The sequence below is a fragment of the Aeromicrobium fastidiosum genome, from assembly GCF_017876595.1.
Classification (GTDB): domain Bacteria; phylum Actinomycetota; class Actinomycetes; order Propionibacteriales; family Nocardioidaceae; genus Aeromicrobium; species Aeromicrobium fastidiosum.
On record NZ_JAGIOG010000001.1, the window covers coordinates 337,960 to 359,402 of the forward strand.

A 21,443-nucleotide genomic window follows, 5' to 3' on the forward strand; every position below is an offset into this window, starting at 1 on the left:
CTCCTTCGCCCGGCTGCACCACGTCCAGCTGGAGTTCCTCGAGCCGCTCAGCTGAGCGGCTCGACTGTCAGAGCTCGAGCTCGGTGGCGACGGCCCGCAGCACCTGGGCGATGGGCTTGGCCTTCTTGCTGTCGGGGTGGCGTCCGTGACGGTAGCCCTCGCCGACTGCGTCGAGCATGCGGATGAGGTCCTCGACGATGACTGCCATGGCCTCGGGGTCCTTGCGCCGGGCGTGCGACTGCGAGCGCGACACCGACGTGACGGGGTCGAGCAGTCGCACCTGGAGCGCCTGGTCGCCGCGGTTGCCCTGCACGATGCCGAACTCGACCCGCGTGCCGGCCTTCAACGTGGCGACGCCCTCAGGGAGCGCGTCGGCACGGACGAAGACGTCCTCTCCCTCGTCGCGGCTCAGGAAGCCGAAGCCCTTGTCTGCGTCGTACCACTTCACTTTGCCCGTGGGCATGGTGCCACCTTCACGTCGTCGCGGTGACGACACCTGTCGTCGGAGCCCAGCCTAGTGGGCCGCGACACACCGACGTCATCGGTCCTCGAAGGTGACCTCGACCGACTGGAACCCCTTGTGGCGCTGCGACTTGGCGTAGGCGGCGTAGGCCTTCTGGTCGGCCTCGGTCAGCACGACGTTGTCGGTGAACGGCGTCAGCAGGGCCCGCGGGTACAGGTGCCGGCGCAGGACGACGTTCACCTCCAGACCCAGCACGACCATGATCGACGCGACGTAGATGAACGCGAGCAGGCCGAGCACCAGGGCGAAGGTCTGGTTGACCTGGTTGTCAGCCTTGCCGATGACCTCGCGGACGTACGTGTTGCCGCCGGCCTGCAGCAGCTGCCACAGCAGACCCGTCACGAACGCCCCCGGCAGGACGGCCCGCAGCCTGGCGCGGCCGAGACTGACGAGCCGGAAGATCGCGGCGAAGATCATGACGGTCAGCAGGAAGCTGGCGAGCCTGATGCCGAGCCCGAACGCCGGCGCGAGCTCGGTGCCGAGGACATCGGGATTGGACAGCACCGAGGTCGTGACGGCCAGCGCCAGGATGCCGATGCCGCTGATCGACAGGAACAGGATGCTGCGAAAGCGCAGCAAGAACGGGTTGGCACGACTGTTGCGGGGCACCGACCAGGCGATGTTGGCGGCGTTCTGGATCGCCTGGCCAAGACCCATGGCACCGTAGGTCGCAGTGATGGCACCGACGATGATCGCCCCGGTGCTGCCCTGCAGGCCGTCGGGGGTGCCGAGCTCGGTGCCGATGATCGGGAACTGGCTGAGGGCGGAGTCCAGCAGCTTGTCGCGCAGGCCCTCGTTGCCCTGGAGCACGAAGCCCAGGATCGAGGTGCTGAGCAGCAGCAGCGGGAAGATCGCGACGAAGGCGTAGTACGTCACGATCGCCGAGAGGTAGGCCCCCTGGTCGTCGAAGTACTTGTAGATGACCGCGAGCGGCAGCCCGATGACCGGGTGCCGTCGCTGGAAGGCGTCGATGCGGGGGATGCTCGGTCCGTCGTCGGTCATGCGCGCTCCCCCTCCCCACCGGGCACGAACGGTCGGACGGCCGCCGCGACGGCCTCGAACCGTTGCTCGTCGAGCACCGCGCCCTCGCGCCGGATATCGGCCGGGTCGACCACGAGGAAGCGGTTGAGCCGCACCTCGCTGGGCCGACCGGCAGGGTCCCACGGCCCCGTGCCGAGGTCGAGCCAGAACCGTCCTGCCTGCCGCTCCTGCTCGTGGTCGCGGTCGTGGTCCTTGGACGTCATCGCGAGCGCGACGAGCAGGTCGCCGTCGCGGGCGATCAGCAGCACCGGACGGTCCTTGCCCTGGGCCGGGTCGTCCTCGTAGGGCACCCACGTCCAGACCACCTCGCCCGGGTCCGGCCTCCCGTCGGGATGCGGGTCGTAGGCGATGTGCACGCAGCAAGACTGCCACAGCCCGCACGATGTGCCGGTCAGGCTGCGCGCGACCGCTCGAGGTAGGCGGCACGCAGGGCCACCCGGGCCCGGTAGCCGAGCGCGGAGACCGCGTTGGCCGTGAGGCCGAGCTCGACGGCGAGCTCGTGCGGACGACGCCCCTCGACCTCGAGCTGCCACAGCGTGCGGCGCCAGCGTGCCGGCAGCGTCGCGTAGGCCTCACGCAGGTGGCCGTCGACGTCGACGTCGGGCGTGACGTCGGGCGTCCATCGCTCGACCTCTGCCACCGGCTCGCAGCGTCGCGCCGACGCGGCCCGCCGGCCCGCCTCGTGCCGCACACCCGTCAGCAGGTAGGCGCGGAAGCTCTCGGTGGGCCCGCGCCCGGCCCTGATCTGCAGCAGCACCCCGGCGAACACCTCGGCCACCACGTCATCGGCCTCACCGGCACGGCCTGATCGCACGGCCACCCGTCGCGCCACCGCTTCGTGCCGCGCGAACAGCTCGCCGTAGGCCTCGCAGTCGCCGTCGCGCACGGCCTGCACCAGCTCGTCATCGTCCTCGGTCCGGGTCATGCCACCAGTTATGTCCCAGATCGCGGCGGCCCACCACGCACATCCCGCCGGCCTGTGGACAACTCGCGACGCCGTCCACCGCGGCCGCACGAGACTGTGGTCGTGGAGACACTCACCCTCACCGAGCTCGCGGCCCGCATGGCCCAGCGCTGGCGCGTGCTCGTGGTCGGCGCGCTGCTCGGGCTGATGTCCGGCGTCGTCGCCCACGTGGCCCTGCCGACCCGCTACGAGGCGACCGCCGTCGTGTTCGTCGACGCGGCCGAGACCGATCGCATCGACATGACGGCCGAGGCCGCCGTGGCTTCGTCGCGCCGCGTGACGGCCGAGGCCCTCGACGCGATCGGCGACCCACGCCTGACGATCGCCGATCTCGAGGACGCTGCTTCGGCATCGCCGGTCGAGGAGTCGCGGCTGCTGCGCATCGCCTACGACACCGACGAGCCAGCCGCTGCTGCGCGCGGTGCCGACGCGGTGGCCCAGGCCTACCTCGCGGTGCGCACCCTGACCCCCACCGGAGCGCCCGACGCCGGCTTCACCGGGACCGTCGTCGACCCGGCCCGACCGCCACGCGCACCGACCGGGCCCGGCCTGCCCGCGACCGCCCTCGGCACCACGGTGCTGGGCCTGCTCGTGGCGGCCCCGCTGTCGGCTACTCGAACTCGGGCAGCTCGCGCTTCATGACCTTGCCCGTGGGGTTGCGCGGCAGCTCGTCGAGGAACATCAGCCGCCCGGGCACCGCGAAGCGCGCGACGTGCGTCTTGGCGTACTGCTTGACCTCGTCCTCCGTGAGCGAGACACCCGGCTTGAGCACGACGTACGCCGCCAGCACCTGGCCGAACTTCTGGTCGGCGATGCCCGTCACGACGACGTCGGAGATGTCGGGATGGTCGATCAACGCGTCCTCGAGCTCGCGCGGGAACACGTTCTCGCCTCCCGAGATGATCATGTCGTCGTCGCGGCCCGACACGAACAGGCGACCGTCCTCGTCGAAGTGGCCGAGGTCGCCGGTGTTCATCAGACCGTCGGCGAACGCCTTGGTGTTGCCGTCGGTGTAGCCGCCGAAGGGCATGTCGTTGCCGACGTGGATGACGCCCGTCTCGCCCTGCGGCAGCTCGCGCCCCTCGGGGTCGAGGATCTTGACGGTCGTCCGGAACGGCGGCACGCCGGCGGTGCCGGGTGCCTCGCGCAGGTCCTTCGGGCTCGCGATCGTGACCCAGCCGGTCTCTGTCGCGCCGTAGAAGTTGTAGACCGAGTCGGTGAACAGGTCCATGTAGTGGTTGGCCAGCTCGCCGGCCAGCGCCGAACCACTGCTCGCCGTGATGCGCAACGACGAGACGTCGGTCTTCTCGACGACCGCGGGATCGGCGTCGACCATCCGCTGCATCATGAGCGGGACGACGACCAGCACCTCGGCGCGGTAGGTCTCGATGTCGCGCAGCACCTGGGCCGGGTCGAACTTGCGACGCAGGACGTACGTCGGCGCTGTCGACAGCCCGAAGCCGAAGTTGATCAGGCCCCATGAGTGGAACAGCGGCGACGCCAGGACGACCGTCGAGTTGCCGCGGTACGGAATGGCGCCGAAGAAGGCGATGAGCGGCTTGAGGTCCTTCGGCTCCTCGCGCCGGGCACCCTTGGGCAGGCCGGTGGTGCCGGACGTGAAGATGATGATCTGGCCGTGTCGCTCCGGCTTGGGGTGGGCCCGCGTCGACAGACCCTCCGAGAGGCTCGACACCGATGGCAGGTCGTCGGGGGCGTCGGCATCGGCCCACGCCAGGACGACGAGCGACCGGTCGACGTCCTGCGCGACGTCGAGGAACTCCTGGTCGACGATCACGAGGCTCGCGTCCTCGCGCTGGGCGAGCTCGCCGAGCTGGGAGCGGCTGGCCATCGTGTTGAGCAGCAGCACGCGACCGCCGAGCTGCATGATCGCGACGATGGCGATGATCATGTAGCGGTGGTTGCGCGACAGCACGGCGATCGAGTCGCCGGCCTCGACGCCGCGGTCCTTCAGCGCCTGGGTCATCTGGTTGATCTCGCCGGCCAGGCCGGACCACGTGATCTCACCGGCGTCGTCGATGATCGCGAGCTGGTGCGGAAAGCGCTTGGCCGCTGCGTTGACGCCTGACGGCAGGCCCGGACCCCACTTGGCCAGCTGGACGCCCGCTCCGAGGAGGCGGTGGGGGGCGACCGGCTTGAGCAGCCCGATCTGCTTGAAGACCTTCAGGCTGTAGGTCAGGTCGCTCATGGATCTCCCGTTCGGTGTGGTGGCTCGACCGTAACGATGCCGGGCCGACCGCAAAAGAGTAACAACGAGTTACAGGCGACACCCTGCCACGTGAACAGACCGTCACATGAGAAGGCTCTCATCCACGGCTCACGGGGCCCTCATGCTGCGCCGTTGTCATGGGGTCATCACCAACCCATCCACGACTGGAGACACGACATGCGCACTCGCACCCGTTCCGCCGCCGCCCTGGCCCTCGCGGGGCTCGGCCTCAGCACCGTGGCCGTCATGGGCCTCGCGAGCCCTGCCTCCGCCGCTGCCCCGGAGTGCCGCGGCGTCGCCGCGACGATCGTCGGCACTGCCGGCGAGGACGAGATCGAGGGCACGCCCGGCCGCGACGTCATCGTCGGCCTGTCCGGCAACGACGAGATCGACGGCAACGGCGGCAACGACCTGATCTGCGCCGGCAGCGGTCGCGACGACGTCGACGGCGGATCCGGCAACGACCGCATCGACGGCGGATCCGGCAGCGACGACCTCGACGGCTCGGCGGGCAGCGACCGCATCTGGGGCCGTGACGGCAACGACGACCTGACCGGCGGCTCGGGCAACGACCGCCTGTGGGGCGGCAACGGCCGCGACACGCTCGAGGGCGAGCGCGGCACCGACCGGCTCTCCGGCGGTGCCGGCAAGGATCGCGTCTACCAGGGCAGCGAGCCCGACCGCGACGACAACGACGACGACTGAGCCACCCCGACCTCGACCGCTCCTGGCCGAGTCCGCTGAGGACACCTAGTGCGCACCGTCGCGGGACAGCACCGCCCCGACGGTGCGCGCCAGGATCGCCAGGTCGAGCCGCAGGTTCCAGTTGTTGACGTACTGCAGGTCCATGCGGATCGAGTCGTCCCACGACAGCGCTGAGCGACCGCTGACCTGCCACAGCCCGGTGAGCCCCGGCCGGACGTGCAGACGGCGCCAGACCCACTCGCTGTACTGCGACGTCTCGGCCGGGAGCGCGGGCCGAGGGCCGACGAGCGACATGTCGCCCTTGACGACGTTGAACAGCTGGGGCAGCTCGTCGATCGACAGGCTCCGCAGCACGCGGCCGAGCGGGGTGATGCGCGGGTCGTTGCGCAGCTTGAACAACGGCCCGGCACCCTCGTTCTGACGCATGAGGTCGTCGAGCCGGTCCTCGGCGTCGACCGACATGGTGCGGAACTTGTACATCACGAACGGCCGGCCATCACGCCCTGACCGCACCTGACGGAAGATCGCCGGGCCACGTGACCCGAGCCGGATCATGATGCCGACGACGAGCAGCACGGGCGACAGCAGCACCAGCGCGACCAGCGCGCTGACGCGATCGAACAGCGACTTGACGACCAGCGACATCAGGTGGTCGTTGGGGGCGCGCAGCGACAGCGCGATCTGGTCGCCGACGCGGCGCGGGCTGAGGTACTCGACGTGATCGCTCATGTCGGCCACGACGAGGCACTCGACCTCGGCGCGCTGCAGGGCCCAGGCCAGGTGCCGGAGCGCCGGGTTGGTGAACGCGCGACTGCTCGCGATCACGACTGACGTCGCGTGACGCTCGGCCACGGCGGCGAGCACCTCGCGGACGACGTCGTCGAAGCTGTGGTCGGAGACCGCCCCGGCGGGAGCGAGCTCGTGGGGCGACCGCCACGAGCACGTCGCGACGACGGTGACGTCGCGGCGCGCAGCCCAGCGCTTCTCGAGCCGGCGCACCGACTCGACCTGACCCACCAGGATCGTCGGCGTGCGGCGGAGCACCTGGCGGTGCACGATCGCGGAGACTCCGAGGAGCGCCGGTCCAGCGAGCACCGCGACCATCGCGCGACGCGCGGTCGGCGTGCTGTCGAATCCGGCGATGACCAGCGACACCGTCGCCACGCCCAGCAGCTCGACGAGTCGCGTCGACGGCTTGAACGACCGCGCCCGTTCGAAGGCCGGCAGCGCCGCGAAGCTGTAGAGCAGCCACGCACCCACGACCGCGACGACACCGGACGTCCACTCCTGCGGCAGGTCGAAGCGCTCGGCGGCCAGGAACCACGCGCCGGCCAGCGCCGCGACGTACCCCACGACGCCCTGGCGCAGGATCGCCCCGCCCACGCGGCTCAGTGCGATGGGCCGCCGGGCGGTCGACGCACGATCCGTGCGCAGCCCGCGCAGGGGCTGGTTGATGTTGAGGACGGCCATCAGATGCCCTTGCCGACGAGGTTGGCGACCCGGGCGACGAGACGGGCCGACAGCAGCCGGTAGGAGATCAGCAGCCCCAGCCACGCCCGGACGTTGAGCGGCTGCAGCCGCAACGAGCGACGCAGCCACGTGCGCGCCTGGCGACCCGATCCGTCGGCGGCGAGGGCGAACCCGATCTGCGAGCTGATGCGGGAGCGCGCGTAGTCGTCCGCCTGCAGCTCGGGGTGCTTGTCGAGCAGGTAGATGTGTCCTGCCGCGTAGGGGCCCCAGTGACCGTAGAAGTACGACTCGCCGGACCACCGGACCGACACGAGGGGGGTGTTGACCAGCCGGATGACCGAGTGCCGGGACGTGGCCAGCAGCACGTCGTAGTCCTCGCCGTGGGCACCCGGCAGCTGCTCGTCGATCATGCCGACCTCGTCGAGCACCTCGCGGCGGAAGACGAAGCTGCTCGAGTGCAGTCCCGCGATGCGGTCGTGCACCAGATCGCCGTGCGTCACGACCGCGTGCGGCACGAGCCGGTCATGGCGCCGCCGGCCGTCGTCGACCTGCATCGCGGAGCCGACGAGCCCGGACTCGGGGTGCCGCTCGAAGACCGTCATCTGGGCATCGAGCTTGCCGGGCATCCAGACGTCGTCGTCGTCGAGGAAGGCCACGAACTCGTGGCTCGCCGCGAGGATGCCGCTGTTGCGCGCCCCGGCGAGGCCCCGCACACGGTCGTTGCGGATGCCCCTCAACGTCCGGTGCGCCGGCAGGGCGAGCTGGGGCAGCTCGACCTCGCAGGCGTCGAAGACGACGATGATCTCGATGTCGCCCCGATAGGTCTGGGCGACGATGCTCTCGACGGCCTCGCGCATGCGTTCAGGGCGACGATGGGTCGGCACGACGGCGGTGACCGAGGCCGGGAGATCGGTCGCGAGCGGTGCGACGTGCTCGTCGAACATGATCACTCGCCGCCACCACCGGCGAGGAAGCTGCGCAGCATCGAGCTGGACGTGTGACGGGTGTACGGGAAGTAGACGACCTCGACGCCGACACCGGCCATCTCGCGCTCCAGCCGGTACCCCTTGGGGGTGCCCTGCCAGTCGGTGCCCTTGAAGATCGCGTCGAACGGACGCTGCTGCCACACGGCCAGCTTGTTCTCGGACCGGTCGATGACGACCTCGTCGACGATGCCGAGCGCCGAGATGATGTCGATCCGCTCGTCGCACGGGACGACCGAGGGACGGCCCTTCAGCTGCTCGACGTACTCGTCGCTGGCCACTCCCACGACCAGGTGGCGGCACTGGTTGCGTGCCCGGCGGAGCAGGTTGAGGTGGCCGACGTGGAACATGTCGAAGACCCCGCTGGAGTAGCCGACGTCGAACGTGGGGCGTGCATCGGTCACGGGGGTCCTCGTCCTTCACTAGGTCTCTGGATGGAAGAGGCCCCCCGGGCCCGATCGTGACGGCGTCACGACAACTTTCGCCTACGGCGCGGTCGGCTCCGCCTGCCCGAGCTCGAGCGACACCGGCAGGTCGGCGCTGGGATCGATCTCGACCTCGATCGGCCCCAGCGTGGCCTTGGCGCGCAGCTGGTCGAGGCCGGCCAGCGTCGCGGGAGTCGTCACCTGGAGGTCCACCGGCGGGGTCGACGGCCGGGGAGGCACCACGGGATCGGTCCCCGTGGAGGCAGGCGTCACGGCCGAGTCACCGCGCGGAGCACGAGGTTCGGTGGCGGGCTTCGACGGCACGCCGGCGGTCGCCGGCGCGGCGAGCTCGGACGCCGCCGACACGGTCCGTGGCACGTCGGCGCGCGGAGCCCGCGCGCCGGCCAGCGGCACGTCTTGCGCGACGGCCCGGACCTGGACCTGCGAGGAGGCCATCGGCTGACGCTGGGGCTCGCGCGAGGTGTGCCCGGGCACCGCGATCAGCGTCGCCGAGGCGATCGCGGCGGCGGCCGGGACGAAGGCACCGGCCAGCCCCTTCAGCAGGAAGGTCAGGTGGGCGCCGAGCGACGTCAGGGAGAGTCCCGCCAACGTCGCCGCGGCAGCCGGCACAGCGATCGCGCCGACCTCGCGGTTGACCTCCTGCAGGTCGAGGTAGATCGCCATGCAGTCGCCGCACGACTCGAGGTGCGCGTGCACCCGCTCCTGGTCGCGGGCGGACGCCGTACGACGGACGAACGCCGAGAGCTTGGACCGGTGCTCGACGCACGTGCGGCTGTCGCCGGCCTGCTCGTCCTTGACGTGCTGCTGCAGGTAGGCCTCACGCAGCCCCGCCCGAGCCCGGTAGACCAGCGCCGAGACGCTGTTGGGAGACAGCCCGAGCAACGGGCCGAGCTCGTGCGGCTTGCAGCCCTCGACGTCGAGGTGCCAGAGCACGGTCTGCCACCGGTCGGGCAGGGACTCGTACGCGGCGCGGATCGCCGACCGCTCGAAACCGTCCAGCTCACCGTTGCCGAAGGCGACCGGTGTGTCGATCTGGCGCAGGTCGTCGGTCGGCGTCACGCGCTTGCGCGCCTTGGCGCGTCGTGCGCACTCGTGACGCACCGTCGTGAACAGGTAGGCCCGGAAGGCCCGCTCGGGGCCCTTGCCGCGGCCGAGCAGGTCGAGCACCTGGGCGAAGGCCTCGGAGACGACGTCGTCGGAGTCCTCCTTCTGCCCCAGGTGCCTGGCCAGCCGATGCGCCGCGTAGCTGTAGCGGGCGAACAGCGTGGCGTAGGCCTGCTGGTGTCCTGCACGTGCCAGTGCGAGGAGCGCGCCGTCGTCGCAGTCGACGAGCGGCAGCTCTTCGCCAGACACGTTGACGGTGTCAACGTTCTGCATGTTTCATCCCCTGGATATGTGTCGTCCGTAGCCTCTGTAGAGGCGGTGGAAGATCTGTAACCGTGGTTGACGGTTTGGCCAGAATGGCATGGCCCGCGAGGGCGCGCCAGACAGGTGCCGCTCCATTTTTCACTGCAATGGGAACGAAGAATAAATAATCGACCCTCGGCCCCCATGTTGCGCGTGGTCACAAGTGACTAGTTCCTTGTGATCCCAACGGGTCACGTTGATTTTTTCTCGGTCTGACGCAGCCGCACCTGGCGGCGCACGACGTCTGTGATCTAGCACTCATGCACAAAAAACAGCGGCGAGCCGTCATACCGGCGCAGCGCGCGGCTCCCTTCTGGTAGAGGTCCCGCACCGTGACCTCGTGAGACCCAAGGACATCGCGATGGCCACACCTACTCCCCCCGTTCAGCTCACGGACCTTGCCTCCTCCCTGAGACGGCACTGGACGACCGTCGCCGCGACGGCCGTCGTCGGGCTGCTGCTCGGGATGGCCGTGTCGGTCGTGCTGCCCTCGCGCTACGACGCCACCGCGACCGTGTCGGTCAACCCCATCACCGCGGACCCCCTCGGTGCCCAGGCCGATGCGGACCGCTCGGTCAGCATGCCGACCGAGGTGCGCACGGCGACCTCCGCGCAGGTCGCCGCCGCCGCGGCGACGGCGCTGAAGGCCGACCACCCGATGTCGGCGCAGGACGTGCGCGACGCGACGAAGGTCGAGTCGCCGGACGACTCCCTGATCCTCAGCATCCGGTTCTCGGGGGCCTCGGCGTCGGAGGCCGCGGCGGGTGCCGATGCCGTCGCCGAGGCCTACCTCGAGACGCGTCGTGCCGATGCCGCCGCGCAGGTCGAGCGGCTCCGGAAGACGGCCCAGGAGCAGGTCGCCGCGGTGCAGGCGAGCACCGTCGCACCCGAGAACGCCGGAGCCGTCCAGCAGCGTGCGCTGGCGATCCAGGCCGATGCCGCCGGCACCCGCCTGGCCGAGCTCAGCAACACCGATGTCGACCCGGGCACGCTGATCGGCAAGGCCGACGTCCCCGACGAGGCCTCGAGCCCGGGGCTGGTCGCGCTGGGCCTGGCCGGCCTGTTCCTCGGCCTGCTCGCGGGCATCCCCGTGGCGCTGACCAAGAAGGAGGAGAACTCCGAGATCGGTGGCGTCGACGGCCTCCAGGCGATCGGCGACCAGATCGTGCTCGACGGCACCAAGGACACCAACCGTGCCGACACCTGGGACATCGCGGCGTTCATGCTGAAGATCCCCACCGACATCGGCATCGAGGACCCGTTCCTCATCATGGTCGACGCCGAGGAGGCCCCGGGCAGGACGATCACCCCGGGCCAGGAGCTCGTCGACGCGCTGTCCCGCCGCGGCCGCTCCGCCCGCTTCGTCGACGCCGGTGCGATCAACGAGGGCAAGATCAGCCGCGGGTGGCCGACCGACAAGAAGCGCGTGTCGTGGGCCGGCGAGATCATCATCATCGACACGACCAACCTGACGTCCGACGCCAACAAGGTGGCGCTGGCCACGCGGTCCGACTCGGTGCTCTTGGCCCGGTCGACGGCCGATGACGCAACGGCCCTGCGCCGCCTCGCCGGGCTGCTGCGGTCGAAGGGCGTCGACATCGCGCTGACCGCGCTGTTCCCGCCGCGGCCCGAGCTGATGACGCTCAACCGCTGAGCCTCTGAACCGCTGAGCCTCTGAACCGCTGAGTCCCCGGAGCCGGGTCGCCCCTCGAGGCGGCCCGGCTTCGTCGCCTCCGGGCACCGTCCCGTCAGCCGCTGCGGTGCCGGACGAGCTCGGTCAGACCGAGACGGTGGCGCAGCGGGACGCTCGCCGCGACGAAGAGGACGGCAGCCACGGCCGTCGCCGTCGCCATGACGGCCAGGGACTCGCCGGCCACGAGGCGCGCCGTCACGGTCGTGGCACCCACGAGACCGACGCTCAGCGCGACCGCCGTGCGCAGCTGGTGCCCGTGACCCGTCGGCCGGACGCCCATGAGGTGCTGCACCTGGTGGACGACCAGCGCGGTGTCGGCCAGGATCGTGACGGCCCAGGCGACCGCCGCCCCCTCGATGCCCCAGACCGGCACGAGCGTCACGGTGAGCACGACGTTGAGCGTCAGCGCGGCCGCCTTGTCGGCGAGCTGCCAGCTGCTGCGCCCGCCCATCAGCAGGATCGTCTGCACGGTGCCGGCCGCCGTCGCCAGCGCCATCGCCACGCTCAGCACCGTCAGTGACACCGCCCCGTCCTCGAACCCCGGTCCGAAGATCGACAGCACGGCCTCGGGGAACACCGCCAGGACGACGAAGAACGGCCACGACATCCAGATCATGGCCGCCGTCACGAGGCCGTAGACCTGTCGCGCCTCGTCGACGGCACCGCGGGCCAGCGCGGCACTGATCTGCGGTCCGACCGCGACGCGTGCAGCCTGCTGGACGATCTCGCCGACCCGCGCGCACCGGGTCACGACGGCGTAGATGCCTGCCTGCTCCGCCGACGTGAGCACTCCCACGAGGATCACGTCGAGCCACTCGAGCAGGATCTCGACCGTCGCGGACACCCCGCGGACCGCGCTGAACGTCCAGAAGTCGCGGGTGAGGCGTCGCCGGTCGACGTTCGAGGCGGGTGCCGTGCGCAGACCGCCGGCGCGACGCACCAGGAGGCGCAGGGCCACGGCGGTCGCGAGCACCAGCACGACAGGCACCGGGACGAGCCAGGCGGTCAGCACCGCCGCGGTCCCTCCGCCCGCCGTGACCACCACCAGCACGCCGCCCAGGCGGAGCACCGGAAGCGCGATGTTCTGCAGCACCGGGTACGACAGGACGTCGCCGAGACCCCGGGTGACCGCGAGCATCACCGCGACGAGCGACGACAGCACCGCGACGCCGGCAGCGACGATCACGAAGGTGCCGGACACATCGGGCAGGCGGACCGGCGAGAGCGCCACCGAGGCTGCCACGCCCGAGACCACGACGACACCGCCGACGACGACGGGGCGGACCGCGACGACGACCAGGTGCGGGACGTCCTGTGGACGTCCCGTCGCCCGGGCGACCGACAGATATCGGACGAGACCTGTGTCGGCACCGAGCTCGGCGACGTTGGACGCCACCATGAACACCGCGACGACGACGAAGTACGTGCCGGCACCCTCGGTGCCCAGCTGGTGCCCCACGACGGCCGCCAGCACCAGGCCGATGACCGACCCGGTCGCCCCACCGATCAGGTTGACCGCGCCCGACCAGGCGATACCGCGTGAGCCCTGCTCAGCCACCGGTCTCGATCGGGTCGAGACCGTGACGTCGCCTGAGCAGCACCGCGGCCACGAGCATGATCGACAACAGCTGCATGATGTCGAGCCCGTAGATCACGATGATGACCGAGGCGACGACCAGGACGCTGTGCAGCACGAGGTCGACGTCGCCGGGGGCACGCCACGTGCGCAGCGTCGTGCCCCACAGGAACGTCAGGAACAGCACGAGCCCGACGAAGCCGAAGCTGAACATCAGCATCCACACGTAGCCCTGCGTGCCGGCCGAGATCAGCGGCTCCGAGGCCGAGGGTCGCGGAGCGCCGTAGCCGAGCAGCGGCGACTGCAGGGTGCGCTCGAAGGTCTCCTGGTAGAGCGACCACCGCGTGCCCGACGAGTCGCCGTATTGCTGCCGCGTGCTGATCTGCCGCAGCAGCCCGTTGCCGATCAGCACGGTCGCGCCGATGCCGGCCAGTGCCGCGATCGCCAGCACGGGTGCCGCCCGGTCACGGGCCACGAGCCGCACGATGACGTAGACCGCGGCCAGCACGAGACCGGCGAACATGCCACGGTTGGATGTCGCCAGGGCCGGGGCGATCATCGCGACGAGACCCGCCACCACGACGACCCGGATGGCCAGCCGACGGGCCTGCAGGAAGCACGCCACCGCGACAGGTGTCAGCAGGACGATCGCCACGCCCCAGCTGTTGGCGTAGGGAAAGGGCGCTGACGGACGGACGAAGTCGACGGGCGAGCCGAAGGGGTGCTGCACCTCGGCCAGGGGCGGGAAGAACAGGTCGCGCACGTAGTCGTTGCCGGTCAGTCCCTCCGGCAGCAGGAGACCCACGGGGGTCGACAGCCGCGCCTCGGGGAACATGAGCCCGAGCAGGCCGCCGACGATCGTGAACAGCCACACGAAGGTCAAGCCGTCGACGATCTGCCGGCGCGTCAGCCGGACACCCGCGGAGATCGTGTAGACGAAGGCCGTTCCGACGATCAGCAGGATCGAGAACCGGTAGGCGTAGCCGAGCAGACGCGCGCCCGAGTCGATCATCGCGACGCAGGGCACGACCCAGATGACGAAGGCCGTGAACGCGTAGACGCCCGGCACGAGCCGCGTCGCGCGGTGGTGCACCAGGTACGACAGCATCACGACGGTCAGCGCCACGCCCGCGATGACGGTCGCCCCGAGCAGCCAGAAGACCGGGAACCCCCACAGCAGCGCGAGCACGGGCCAGGCCGGCAGGGCGTCGTGAACGTCGTCGACGACCGCCGCCCCACCCCGACGCGTGCCGACCTCAGAGCTCGTCATGCCTGCTCCCGGGGCAGCGCGCCCAGCTCACGGTGGCGCCGGACCACGGTGGCGACCAGCAGCAGCGCGTTGAGCGCCGCGAACATCCCGTAGACCGCGAGGTACGGCGTGGTCCAGGCCCACAGGAGCACGACGAGGTTGAGCAGGCCCGTGTCGGCCGGCGCCTGGATCCAGACACCGAAGCGGGGCACCGAGGCCGGACCGGCGACCGGATCGCGTCCGGCGAGCTGCTCGGCGAGGATCTGCGCGAAGAACCGGACGGACGACACGACGGCGAAGCCCAGCGGCACGAGCAGGACCACGTCGGGGACGTCAGCGAACCGGACCAGCCCGACCAGCACCGCGAGGTGGAACAGCAGGTGCCGTGCCGCGTCGACGACGTGGTCGAGCCACTCCCCCGCCGGCGACCCGGTGCCTCGCAGTCGCGCGAGCTGTCCGTCGGCCGAGTCGAGCGCGAAGCCGAGCTGCAACAGCACCGTCGCGCCGACCGCGACCGGTACGGACGGGGCCACGCCCACGAGCAGGCCAGCCGCGGCCAGGAAGGCGACGAAGCTCGCGGCGGTCAGCTGATCGGGGGTGGCACGGGTCTGCGCCACACCGGCGGCGATGCCCCGGCCGAGCCGGCGGTTGACGACGCGCATGTACCAGGGGACGCCGGCGCCGCTCTTCTGGGCACGGGCGAGAGCGTCGTAGTGGGCTCGCACCCCGGGACGATCGACCACGGGCGCGGTCACTTCGTCCCCGACAGCGCCAGGTCCATGCTCATTGAGGGAGTCAGGCGGTAGTTGGAGTGCACCTCGACCGCGACGGTGTTGGTGCCGTCGACCAGCAGGCTTGGCGGCACCGTGAACGTGACGGGGCTGGCCAGCGCCGTCGCGGTGCTCGGGGCCGATCCGGCGTAGGTGGTCGGGGTCAGGGCACCTGACGGGAGGTTGCTGCGACCGACCTCGGTGCCGTTGACGTAGACCGCGATGCCGTCGTCGGCCCGCGTCGTCAGCGTGAGCCGGGTCAACGACCCGACGTCCTGGGCCGTGAACTGGCGCCGGAAGTACGAGGTCAGCGGCCGCGTCGAGCCGGCCGGCACGTCGACGTTCGTCGCGATCGCGCCGGTGCCCCAGCCCAGAGCCGCCGAACCCGTGCGCCACGAGGCAGCGTCGAACGTCCTCGCGGTCCAGTCGGACGGCACCGTCACGGACTTGTCGACGAGGTACGACCACGTCGAGCCGGCGGCGACCAGCGGCACCGTCGTGACGGGCGCACCGGCAGGCGGCCCGACCACGGCCGTCGACGCCGACCGGTTGCCCCACGCATCGGCCGAGCGGACGGCGAAGCGGTCGGTGCTGACCGAGCCCGCGATCGTCAGCTCCTTGGACGTCGTGAGCCCCACGACCCGGTCGTTGCGCAGCACCTCGTAGGTCGTGCCGGACGGCGCCGACGAGCTCCACGTCAGGCGTGCGTCCGAGCCGCTGAGGGAGACCGCGAGGCTGTTGGGCCGGGACGGGGCCGTGTGCGGGCGCACCGCGAAGCGCGCGAACCCGCCGACCCACTGGTTGGCACCGTTCTCCTTGACGGCGCTGGTCAGCGTGCCGCCGGCCCACAGGGTGCCGTCGGAGGCGACCATCAGCGCCCAGGCACCGCGGCCCTCGCGGGCGCGCATCTCGGGCGTGAACTCGGGCGCGTAGTCGCCCGTCTTGGCGTCCCAGGCCCCGACGTAGTAGATCTTGTCGGCCTGCGACCACGAGATGTTGGTCGAGCCGGGCGTTGTCGTCGTGTCGAAGTCGGACGTGTCGGAGTAGTTCCAGTTCTCGCAGTGGCAGCCCCCGAACACCAGCCCGTTGCCGCCCGTGATGGCCTGGAGGTCACCGCCGTCCTTCGTGATGTGCGTGTTCTGCAGCGCCAACGTCGAGGCGCTGTAGGCGAACATGCTGTGCTGCGAGCCGCCCAGCCACACCTTGCCGCCGACCTGCTTCACCGCCTGCTGGTAGCGCGCGGAGCCCGCGGTGCTGAACGTCGGCTGCCACTCCTTGGCGCGGTTGGCCCCGGACGCCGTGCTGATCGCGGCTGCACGGTCGGCGACCGCGCCGCCGCGCATCGTCGTGAAGTAGCCCGAGAAGTAGACCGTCGTCCCGTCGTCGCTGACGTCGATCGCGGTGCCGGTGCCGTTGAAGTCGGGGTTCCAGGCGTTGTCGGCGATGCCGGTCGACAGGCTGATGCGTGCCCCGCCCTTGGCGTAGCGCTCCGCGGTGCCGGGGCGCAGCAGGTGCGTGAAGGCACCCGTGAGGTAGAGGTAACCGCCGCTGACGTCCATGCCGCGGACCGAGACTTTCCCGCCGGTCAGGCGGTTGGCGAGGACCGTCGTGAAGCCCGTGTCGACCGCTCCGGTCGACGGGTCGAGCACCACGAGCCCCGCACGGGACACACCGTTGACCGTCGCGAACTCACCGCCGACCGCGAGCTTGCCGCCCGGCAGCGCGACGAGCGACTTGACCTGGTTGTCGAGCTTCGGCGTGAACGAGCGGATGTAGGCGCCCGTGGTGGCGTCGAAGGCCGCGAGGTAGGGCTGCGCCACGACGTCGGAGCCCGTAGCCGACGCACCCTTCTGCACCGTCGTGAAGTTGCCGCCCACGTAGACCGTGCCGCCGACCTGGGCGAAGGCCTGCACCTCGCCGGACGTCTCGGCCGATCCGCCGGCACCGATGCCGGTCACGCCCCACTCGGTGGCCAGCGCGCCGTTGCGCGGGGCGGCGCGGATGGTCTCCGGTGCCGTGCCGGCGTCGGGGACTGTCGTGAACGAGAGCTGCGAGCTCAGCAGCTTGGGGCGGATGAAGACCTGCGAGAACGGGACGGCATAGGCCCCGCCCCCGTTCTTGGAGTAGAGATAGCTCGTCGCCGACGTGCTGCCGGTCACCTGGCTGCCGTACGTGAAGCCGCGCGTGTAGGAGTTGGCCGGGTCCTCGGCCGTCCAGATGCGCTTGTACGCGTCGTCCGTGCCGAAGTTGCGGGTCGTCGTGCCGGAGCCCGTGGCCCCGTCGATCGCGAACGAGGCGAGGGGGAACCCGGCGGGCAGCGCCCAGCTCCACCGGTCGCGCGAGCCGGAGCGGAACGTCCACCGCGACTCCTGCCAGTCGGTGCCGGCCGCGTTGCGCGCGCGACGCACCCGCACACCGCTGCCGTAGGTGAGGTCGTCGATGCGCTTGCCGCCCATCAGGCCGTCGATGACGGTCGAGCCGAGCTGGCGCGGCGAGAAGGCCGCAGTGCCGGTCACGGTGCCCGCGACCTCGGCCGCGGTGCCCCTGCCGTCGTAGGTGTAGGCCCACCCGTCGCGGCCGCGACCGATCAGGGCCCAGCCGCCGCCGTCGGTGGTCTGGTCGCAGTAGATCTTGGTCGGCACCTTCAGCTGCGGGGTGAGGATCCAGTACACCTGGCTGGGTGCCGACGAGTCGTTCTTCTTGATCTCCCAGCAGGAGGCGGCGGCGGTTGCCTGGGTCAGGCCGTCGACGACCGGAGCGGCCGATGCGGGGGCCGCCGCGATCGTGAGCCCGGTCGAGACGACGGCGAGGGCGATCGCAGCACGAAGGCCAGTCCGCCAGGTCAGCTGGGAGTGTGCGCGCACGTGAAGGATCCTCGGTGTCAGGTGCAGGCACGACGGGACGTCGTGCCGTTCACCAGAGGAGAGACACGACGGCCCGGGACATGACGCCGGTTCGGCCGGTCAGCGCGCGGGCTCGGACGACAGGAGCGCTGTCTCCTCCTCGGTGAAGACCCGCGAGCGGATGATGAACCGGTTGCCGGTGGGCCCCTCGATCGAGAACCCGGCACCCCGCCCCGGCACCACGTCGATCGTGATGTGGGTGTGGGACCAGTAGGCGAACTGCTCGCGCGAGATCCACACGGGGGCGACCTCGGACGCCCCGTAGTCGAGATCGCCCAGGTGGACGTCCTGGTGCCCCGTCAGGAAGGTGCCCTGCGTGAAGCACATCGGGGCCGACCCGTCGCAGCATCCACCGGACTGGTGGAACATCAGCGGTTTGTCGTGGGACGCCCGAAGGCCGCGGAGGAGCTCCGCAGCCTTCGGGGTGATCGCCACGCGATCCACGGTCACAGGCTGGCCATCAGAAGAAGCCGAGCTTGTTCTCGTCGTACGACACCAGCAGGTTCTTGGTCTGCTGGTAGTGGTCGAGCATCATCTTGTGGTTCTCGCGCCCGATGCCCGACGACTTGTAGCCGCCGAACGCCGCGTGGGCCGGGTACTGGTGGTAGCAGTTGGTCCACACGCGACCCGCTTGGATGTCACGGCCTGCCTTGTACGCGGTGTTGGAGTCGCGCGACCAGACGCCGGCACCCAGGCCGTAGAGGGTGTCGTTGGCGATGTCGATCGCGTCGGCGTAGTCGTCGAACCCCGTGACGGAGACGACCGGGCCGAAGATCTCCTCCTGGAAGATCCGCATCTTGTTGTGGCCCTGGAAGATCGTCGGTGCGACGTAGTAGCCGCCCGACAGGTCGCCGCCGAGGTCGACGCGCTCGCCGCCGGTGATGATGCGGGCTCCCTCCTGCACGCCGATCTCGAAGTACGACAGGATCTTCTCGAGCTGGTCGTTGCTGGCCTGGGCGCCGATCATGGTGTCGGTGTCGAGCGGGTTGCCCTGCACGATGGCCTTGACCCGCTCGGTCGCCGCCGGCAGGAACTGCTCGAGGATCGAGTTCTGGATCAACCCGCGGCTCGGGCACGTGCACACCTCGCCCTGGTTGAGTGCGAACATCGCGAAGCCCTCGAGCGCCTTGTCGTAGAACGCGTCGTCCTTGCTGGCGACGTCCTCGAAGAAGATGTTGGGGCTCTTGCCGCCGAGCTCGAGCGTCGCGGGGATGAGATTCTGGCTCGCGTACTGGGCGATCAGCCGTCCCGTCGTCGTCTCGCCGGTGAACGCGATCTTGCGGATGCGGGTGCTCGACGCCAGCGGGGCGCCGGCCTCGACGCCGAAGCCGTTGACGATGTTGATGACGCCGGCCGGCAGCAGGTCGCCGACCAGCTCGATGAACAGCATGATCGAGGCGGGCGTCTGCTCGGCCGGCTTCAGGACGACGCAGTTGCCGGCGGCCAACGCCGGGGCCAGCTTCCACGTCGCCATGAGCAGCGGGAAGTTCCAGGGGATGATCTGCCCGACGACACCGAGCGGCTCGTGGAAGTGGTAAGCGACGGTCTGCTCGTCGAGCTGCGACAGCGAGCCCTCCTGCGCACGGATCGCGCCCGCGAAGTAGCGGAAGTGGTCGACGACGAGCGGCAGGTCGGCGGCCAGGCACTCGCGCACGGGCTTGCCGTTGTCCCACGTCTCGCCGACCGCGAGCATCTCGAGGTTCTGCTCGACCCGGTCGGCGATCTGGTTCAGGATGTTGGCGCGCTCGGTCACCGACGTCTTGCCCCACGCGGGTGCCGCGGCGTGGGCCGCGTCGAGAGCGGCCTCGATGTCCTCGGCGGTGCCACGGGCGATCTCGGTGAAGACCTTGCCGTTGACCGGCGACACGTTCTCGAAGTACTGGCCCTTGACGGGCGCGACGTACTCGCCGCCGATCCAGTGGTCGTAGCGGGGCTTGTACGTGACGACGCTTCCGTCGGTTCCGGGCTGGGCGAACACGGGCATGGGGGATGCTCCTTCGGATCGGGGTTCTGTCGTGACCGTAGTCACATCCGGGTTGCTCCAACGTTGCAGCGCGCGGCTCGTTCCTCACCGCCCCAGCGGCTCCTCCGTCGCCGCTGCCGGGCTTCGCCCGGGCGCTTGTCTCGCTTCGCTCGACCAATGGGTCAGAGCTTCGCTTGACCAGGGGTCAGACGCCGAGTTCTTCGTCCAGGACGCTGACGTGGGCTCTTACCTGGGCGTGGCGGGGGGAGGTCGGGGGCAGGATCGACAGCACCCGCTCCCACACCTCGAAGTCGTCGCGACCGTGCGGCGTGTCGGCGAACGACAGCAGCGCATCGGCGTCGCTGGACACGAGCAGCTGCGAGCGCACGTGCATGTGCAGCTCGTCGCGGATCCGTTCGACCGCAGGAGCGGTCGACGCAGGCAGCACGGGGCCGCGGTAGCGGGCGACCGCCCGCCGCAGGTGCCCGGCCGCGAGGTCGGCGCGCACGCCGGCGACGTCGGTGTCGACGACGTTCTTGAGTCGGTAGGGCCGCGACGCCAGTTCGATCGGCCCGAGCACGGCGCGCAGCCGCGACAGCTCGGCGCGCACCGTGACCTGCGCCTGCTCGTCGTCGCTGAGCGCCACCCCGAGCTCGGCGGTCGTCATGCCGTCGGCCGACTCGGACAGCAGCAGGACGATCTCGCTGTGCCGCAGGCTCAGGCGCGTCGTGGTCGAGCCGTGCCGGAGCGTCGCACCGTGGCCGCCCAGCACCTCGAGGCTGGGCGCCTGCCAGCCGGTCGTCGCGACCGACGCGCGCGGGGCCGGGCTGAGCCGTTCGATCCGCAGCTCGGCCTCCACCGCCGCGACGGTCGCCCGCACCAGGGTCAGGCTCTGCGGGGTCACGACCTCGTCGCCGCCGGTGAGGTCGAGCACCCCCAGGATGGCCCCCGTGTCGGGATCGTGGATGGGAGCCGCGGAGCAGCTCCACGGCGTGACCTGCCTCGCGAGGTGCTCGGCCCCGAAGATCTGCACCGGGCGGTCGAGGGCCAGCGCCGTCCCCGGGGCGTTGGTGCCGGCGCTCGCCTCGCTCCAGTCGGCCCCGGCGACGAAGTGCATCCGCTCGGCCATCGACCGCAGGCCCGCGTCGCCCTCGACCCACAGCAGCTGACCCGCCGCATCGCTGACTGCGACCAGCAGGCCGGAGTCCGCAGCACTGTCGACCAGCAGGCGCCGGATGACCGGCATGCCAGCCGCGAGCGGGTGCTGGTCGCGGATGGCCGCCAGGGCCGCGTCATCGAGCCGGATCGCGGCCATCGCCTGCTCGGGGTCGAGCCCGCCCTCGATGCTGCGCCGCCACGACTCCTGCACGAGCCGCCGCACCGCGGGATCGGTCGATCCGGTCGCGACGAAGTCGTCGTGCGCTCGGTTGAGGTATCGCGAGAGCGTGGCCGGATCGGCACCGGGCGGCATCGCGAGGTCCAGAGGTCGACCCATGCAGCGAGTGTACGGGTCGATGTGACGC

19 protein-coding genes are annotated in these 21,443 nt (G+C 70.7%); 3 read left to right on the plus strand and 16 right to left on the minus strand.

Features of this window, described 5'->3' with window-relative positions; genetic code table 11:
* Positions 1 to 67 precede the first annotated feature (67 nt).
* From JOF40_RS01685 to JOF40_RS01700, 4 genes are all read right to left on the minus strand, one after another.
* Positions 68 to 463, minus strand: a complete 396-nt coding sequence (locus JOF40_RS01685; protein ID WP_129179509.1) for a cold-shock protein — start codon at positions 461 to 463, stop codon at positions 68 to 70.
* A gap of 75 nt (positions 464 to 538) precedes the next feature.
* Entirely contained in the window at positions 539 to 1,525 is a 987-nt protein-coding gene (locus JOF40_RS01690) for a YihY/virulence factor BrkB family protein (RefSeq protein ID WP_129179511.1), read from the minus strand.
* Positions 1,522 to 1,920 (minus strand): type II toxin-antitoxin system PemK/MazF family toxin, encoded by a 399-nt coding sequence (locus JOF40_RS01695; RefSeq protein ID WP_246152670.1) that lies wholly within the window; start codon positions 1,918 to 1,920, stop codon positions 1,522 to 1,524. Before JOF40_RS01695 ends, JOF40_RS01690 begins: the two co-directional genes overlap by 4 nt.
* A gap of 35 nt (positions 1,921 to 1,955) precedes the next feature.
* A complete protein-coding gene (locus JOF40_RS01700) occupies positions 1,956 to 2,489 on the minus strand; it encodes an RNA polymerase sigma factor (RefSeq protein WP_129179515.1) in 534 nt (177 codons plus the stop codon).
* Between the two features lie 102 nt (positions 2,490 to 2,591).
* Here JOF40_RS01700 and JOF40_RS01705 point away from each other — a divergent pair, with 102 nt between their 5' ends.
* Positions 2,592 to 3,170, plus strand: a complete 579-nt coding sequence (locus JOF40_RS01705; protein WP_129179517.1) for a YveK family protein — start codon at positions 2,592 to 2,594, stop codon at positions 3,168 to 3,170.
* Here JOF40_RS01705 and JOF40_RS01710 read toward each other — a convergent pair.
* Positions 3,139 to 4,734 (minus strand): AMP-binding protein, encoded by a 1,596-nt coding sequence (locus JOF40_RS01710; RefSeq protein ID WP_129179519.1) that lies wholly within the window; start codon positions 4,732 to 4,734, stop codon positions 3,139 to 3,141. The genes JOF40_RS01705 and JOF40_RS01710 overlap by 32 nt on opposite strands.
* 198 nt (positions 4,735 to 4,932) lie before the next feature.
* On the opposite strand from JOF40_RS01710, the gene JOF40_RS01715 reads away from it, so the two are divergent.
* A complete protein-coding gene (locus tag JOF40_RS01715) occupies positions 4,933 to 5,460 on the plus strand; it encodes a calcium-binding protein (RefSeq protein WP_188111623.1) in 528 nt (175 codons plus the stop codon).
* Positions 5,461 to 5,505: 45 nt separating this feature from the next.
* On the opposite strand, the gene JOF40_RS01720 is transcribed toward JOF40_RS01715, so the two are convergent.
* The 4 genes from JOF40_RS01720 to JOF40_RS01735 all read right to left on the minus strand — a co-directional run bounded on the left by JOF40_RS01720 (position 5,506) and on the right by JOF40_RS01735 (position 9,736).
* The gene (locus tag JOF40_RS01720; RefSeq protein ID WP_129179522.1) at positions 5,506 to 6,930 is read right to left on the minus strand and encodes an exopolysaccharide biosynthesis polyprenyl glycosylphosphotransferase; all 1,425 of its coding nucleotides are present in this window, start codon (positions 6,928 to 6,930) and stop codon (positions 5,506 to 5,508) included.
* Positions 6,930 to 7,874, minus strand: coding sequence for a glycosyltransferase family 2 protein (locus JOF40_RS01725; protein ID WP_129179524.1), 945 nt, complete (start codon positions 7,872 to 7,874; stop codon positions 6,930 to 6,932). Before JOF40_RS01725 ends, JOF40_RS01720 begins: the two co-directional genes overlap by 1 nt.
* Positions 7,875 to 7,876: 2 nt before the next feature.
* Positions 7,877 to 8,317, minus strand: a complete 441-nt coding sequence (locus JOF40_RS01730) for an FAD synthase family protein (protein WP_246152671.1) — start codon at positions 8,315 to 8,317, stop codon at positions 7,877 to 7,879.
* An 81-nt stretch (positions 8,318 to 8,398) separates the two neighbouring features.
* A complete protein-coding gene (locus JOF40_RS01735; RefSeq protein ID WP_129179526.1) occupies positions 8,399 to 9,736 on the minus strand; it encodes a sigma-70 family RNA polymerase sigma factor in 1,338 nt (445 codons plus the stop codon).
* Positions 9,737 to 10,106: 370 nt separating this feature from the next.
* Here JOF40_RS01735 and JOF40_RS01740 point away from each other — a divergent pair, with 370 nt between their 5' ends.
* Positions 10,107 to 11,420, plus strand: coding sequence for a Wzz/FepE/Etk N-terminal domain-containing protein (locus JOF40_RS01740; RefSeq protein ID WP_129179528.1), 1,314 nt, complete (start codon positions 10,107 to 10,109; stop codon positions 11,418 to 11,420).
* Positions 11,421 to 11,514: 94 nt separating this feature from the next.
* Here JOF40_RS01740 and JOF40_RS01745 read toward each other — a convergent pair whose 3' ends face one another.
* The 7 genes from JOF40_RS01745 to JOF40_RS01775 all read right to left on the minus strand — a co-directional run bounded on the left by JOF40_RS01745 (position 11,515) and on the right by JOF40_RS01775 (position 21,415).
* Positions 11,515 to 13,017: an oligosaccharide flippase family protein gene (locus tag JOF40_RS01745; protein ID WP_129179530.1), complete on the minus strand. Its 1,503-nt coding sequence runs from the start codon at positions 13,015 to 13,017 to the stop codon at positions 11,515 to 11,517.
* Positions 13,010 to 14,305, minus strand: coding sequence for an O-antigen ligase family protein (locus JOF40_RS01750; protein ID WP_129179532.1), 1,296 nt, complete (start codon positions 14,303 to 14,305; stop codon positions 13,010 to 13,012). Before JOF40_RS01750 ends, JOF40_RS01745 begins: the two co-directional genes overlap by 8 nt.
* Entirely contained in the window at positions 14,302 to 15,039 is a 738-nt protein-coding gene (locus JOF40_RS01755) for a CDP-alcohol phosphatidyltransferase family protein (RefSeq protein ID WP_307800752.1), read from the minus strand. The genes JOF40_RS01750 and JOF40_RS01755 overlap by 4 nt, the downstream gene beginning before the upstream one ends.
* Complete coding sequence (locus tag JOF40_RS01760; protein ID WP_129179534.1) at positions 15,036 to 17,918, minus strand: delta-60 repeat domain-containing protein; 2,883 nt, start codon at positions 17,916 to 17,918, stop codon at positions 15,036 to 15,038. The genes JOF40_RS01755 and JOF40_RS01760 overlap by 4 nt, the downstream gene beginning before the upstream one ends.
* 99 nt (positions 17,919 to 18,017) lie before the next feature.
* On the minus strand, positions 18,018 to 18,401 hold the full coding sequence (locus tag JOF40_RS01765; protein ID WP_129179536.1) for a DUF779 domain-containing protein: 384 nt from the start codon (positions 18,399 to 18,401) through the stop codon (positions 18,018 to 18,020).
* Between the two features lie 16 nt (positions 18,402 to 18,417).
* A complete protein-coding gene (exaC, locus tag JOF40_RS01770; RefSeq protein WP_129179538.1) occupies positions 18,418 to 19,941 on the minus strand; it encodes an acetaldehyde dehydrogenase ExaC in 1,524 nt (507 codons plus the stop codon).
* Positions 19,942 to 20,125: 184 nt separating this feature from the next.
* Positions 20,126 to 21,415, minus strand: coding sequence for a GAF domain-containing protein (locus JOF40_RS01775; RefSeq protein ID WP_129179540.1), 1,290 nt, complete (start codon positions 21,413 to 21,415; stop codon positions 20,126 to 20,128).
* Positions 21,416 to 21,443 lie beyond the last annotated feature (28 nt).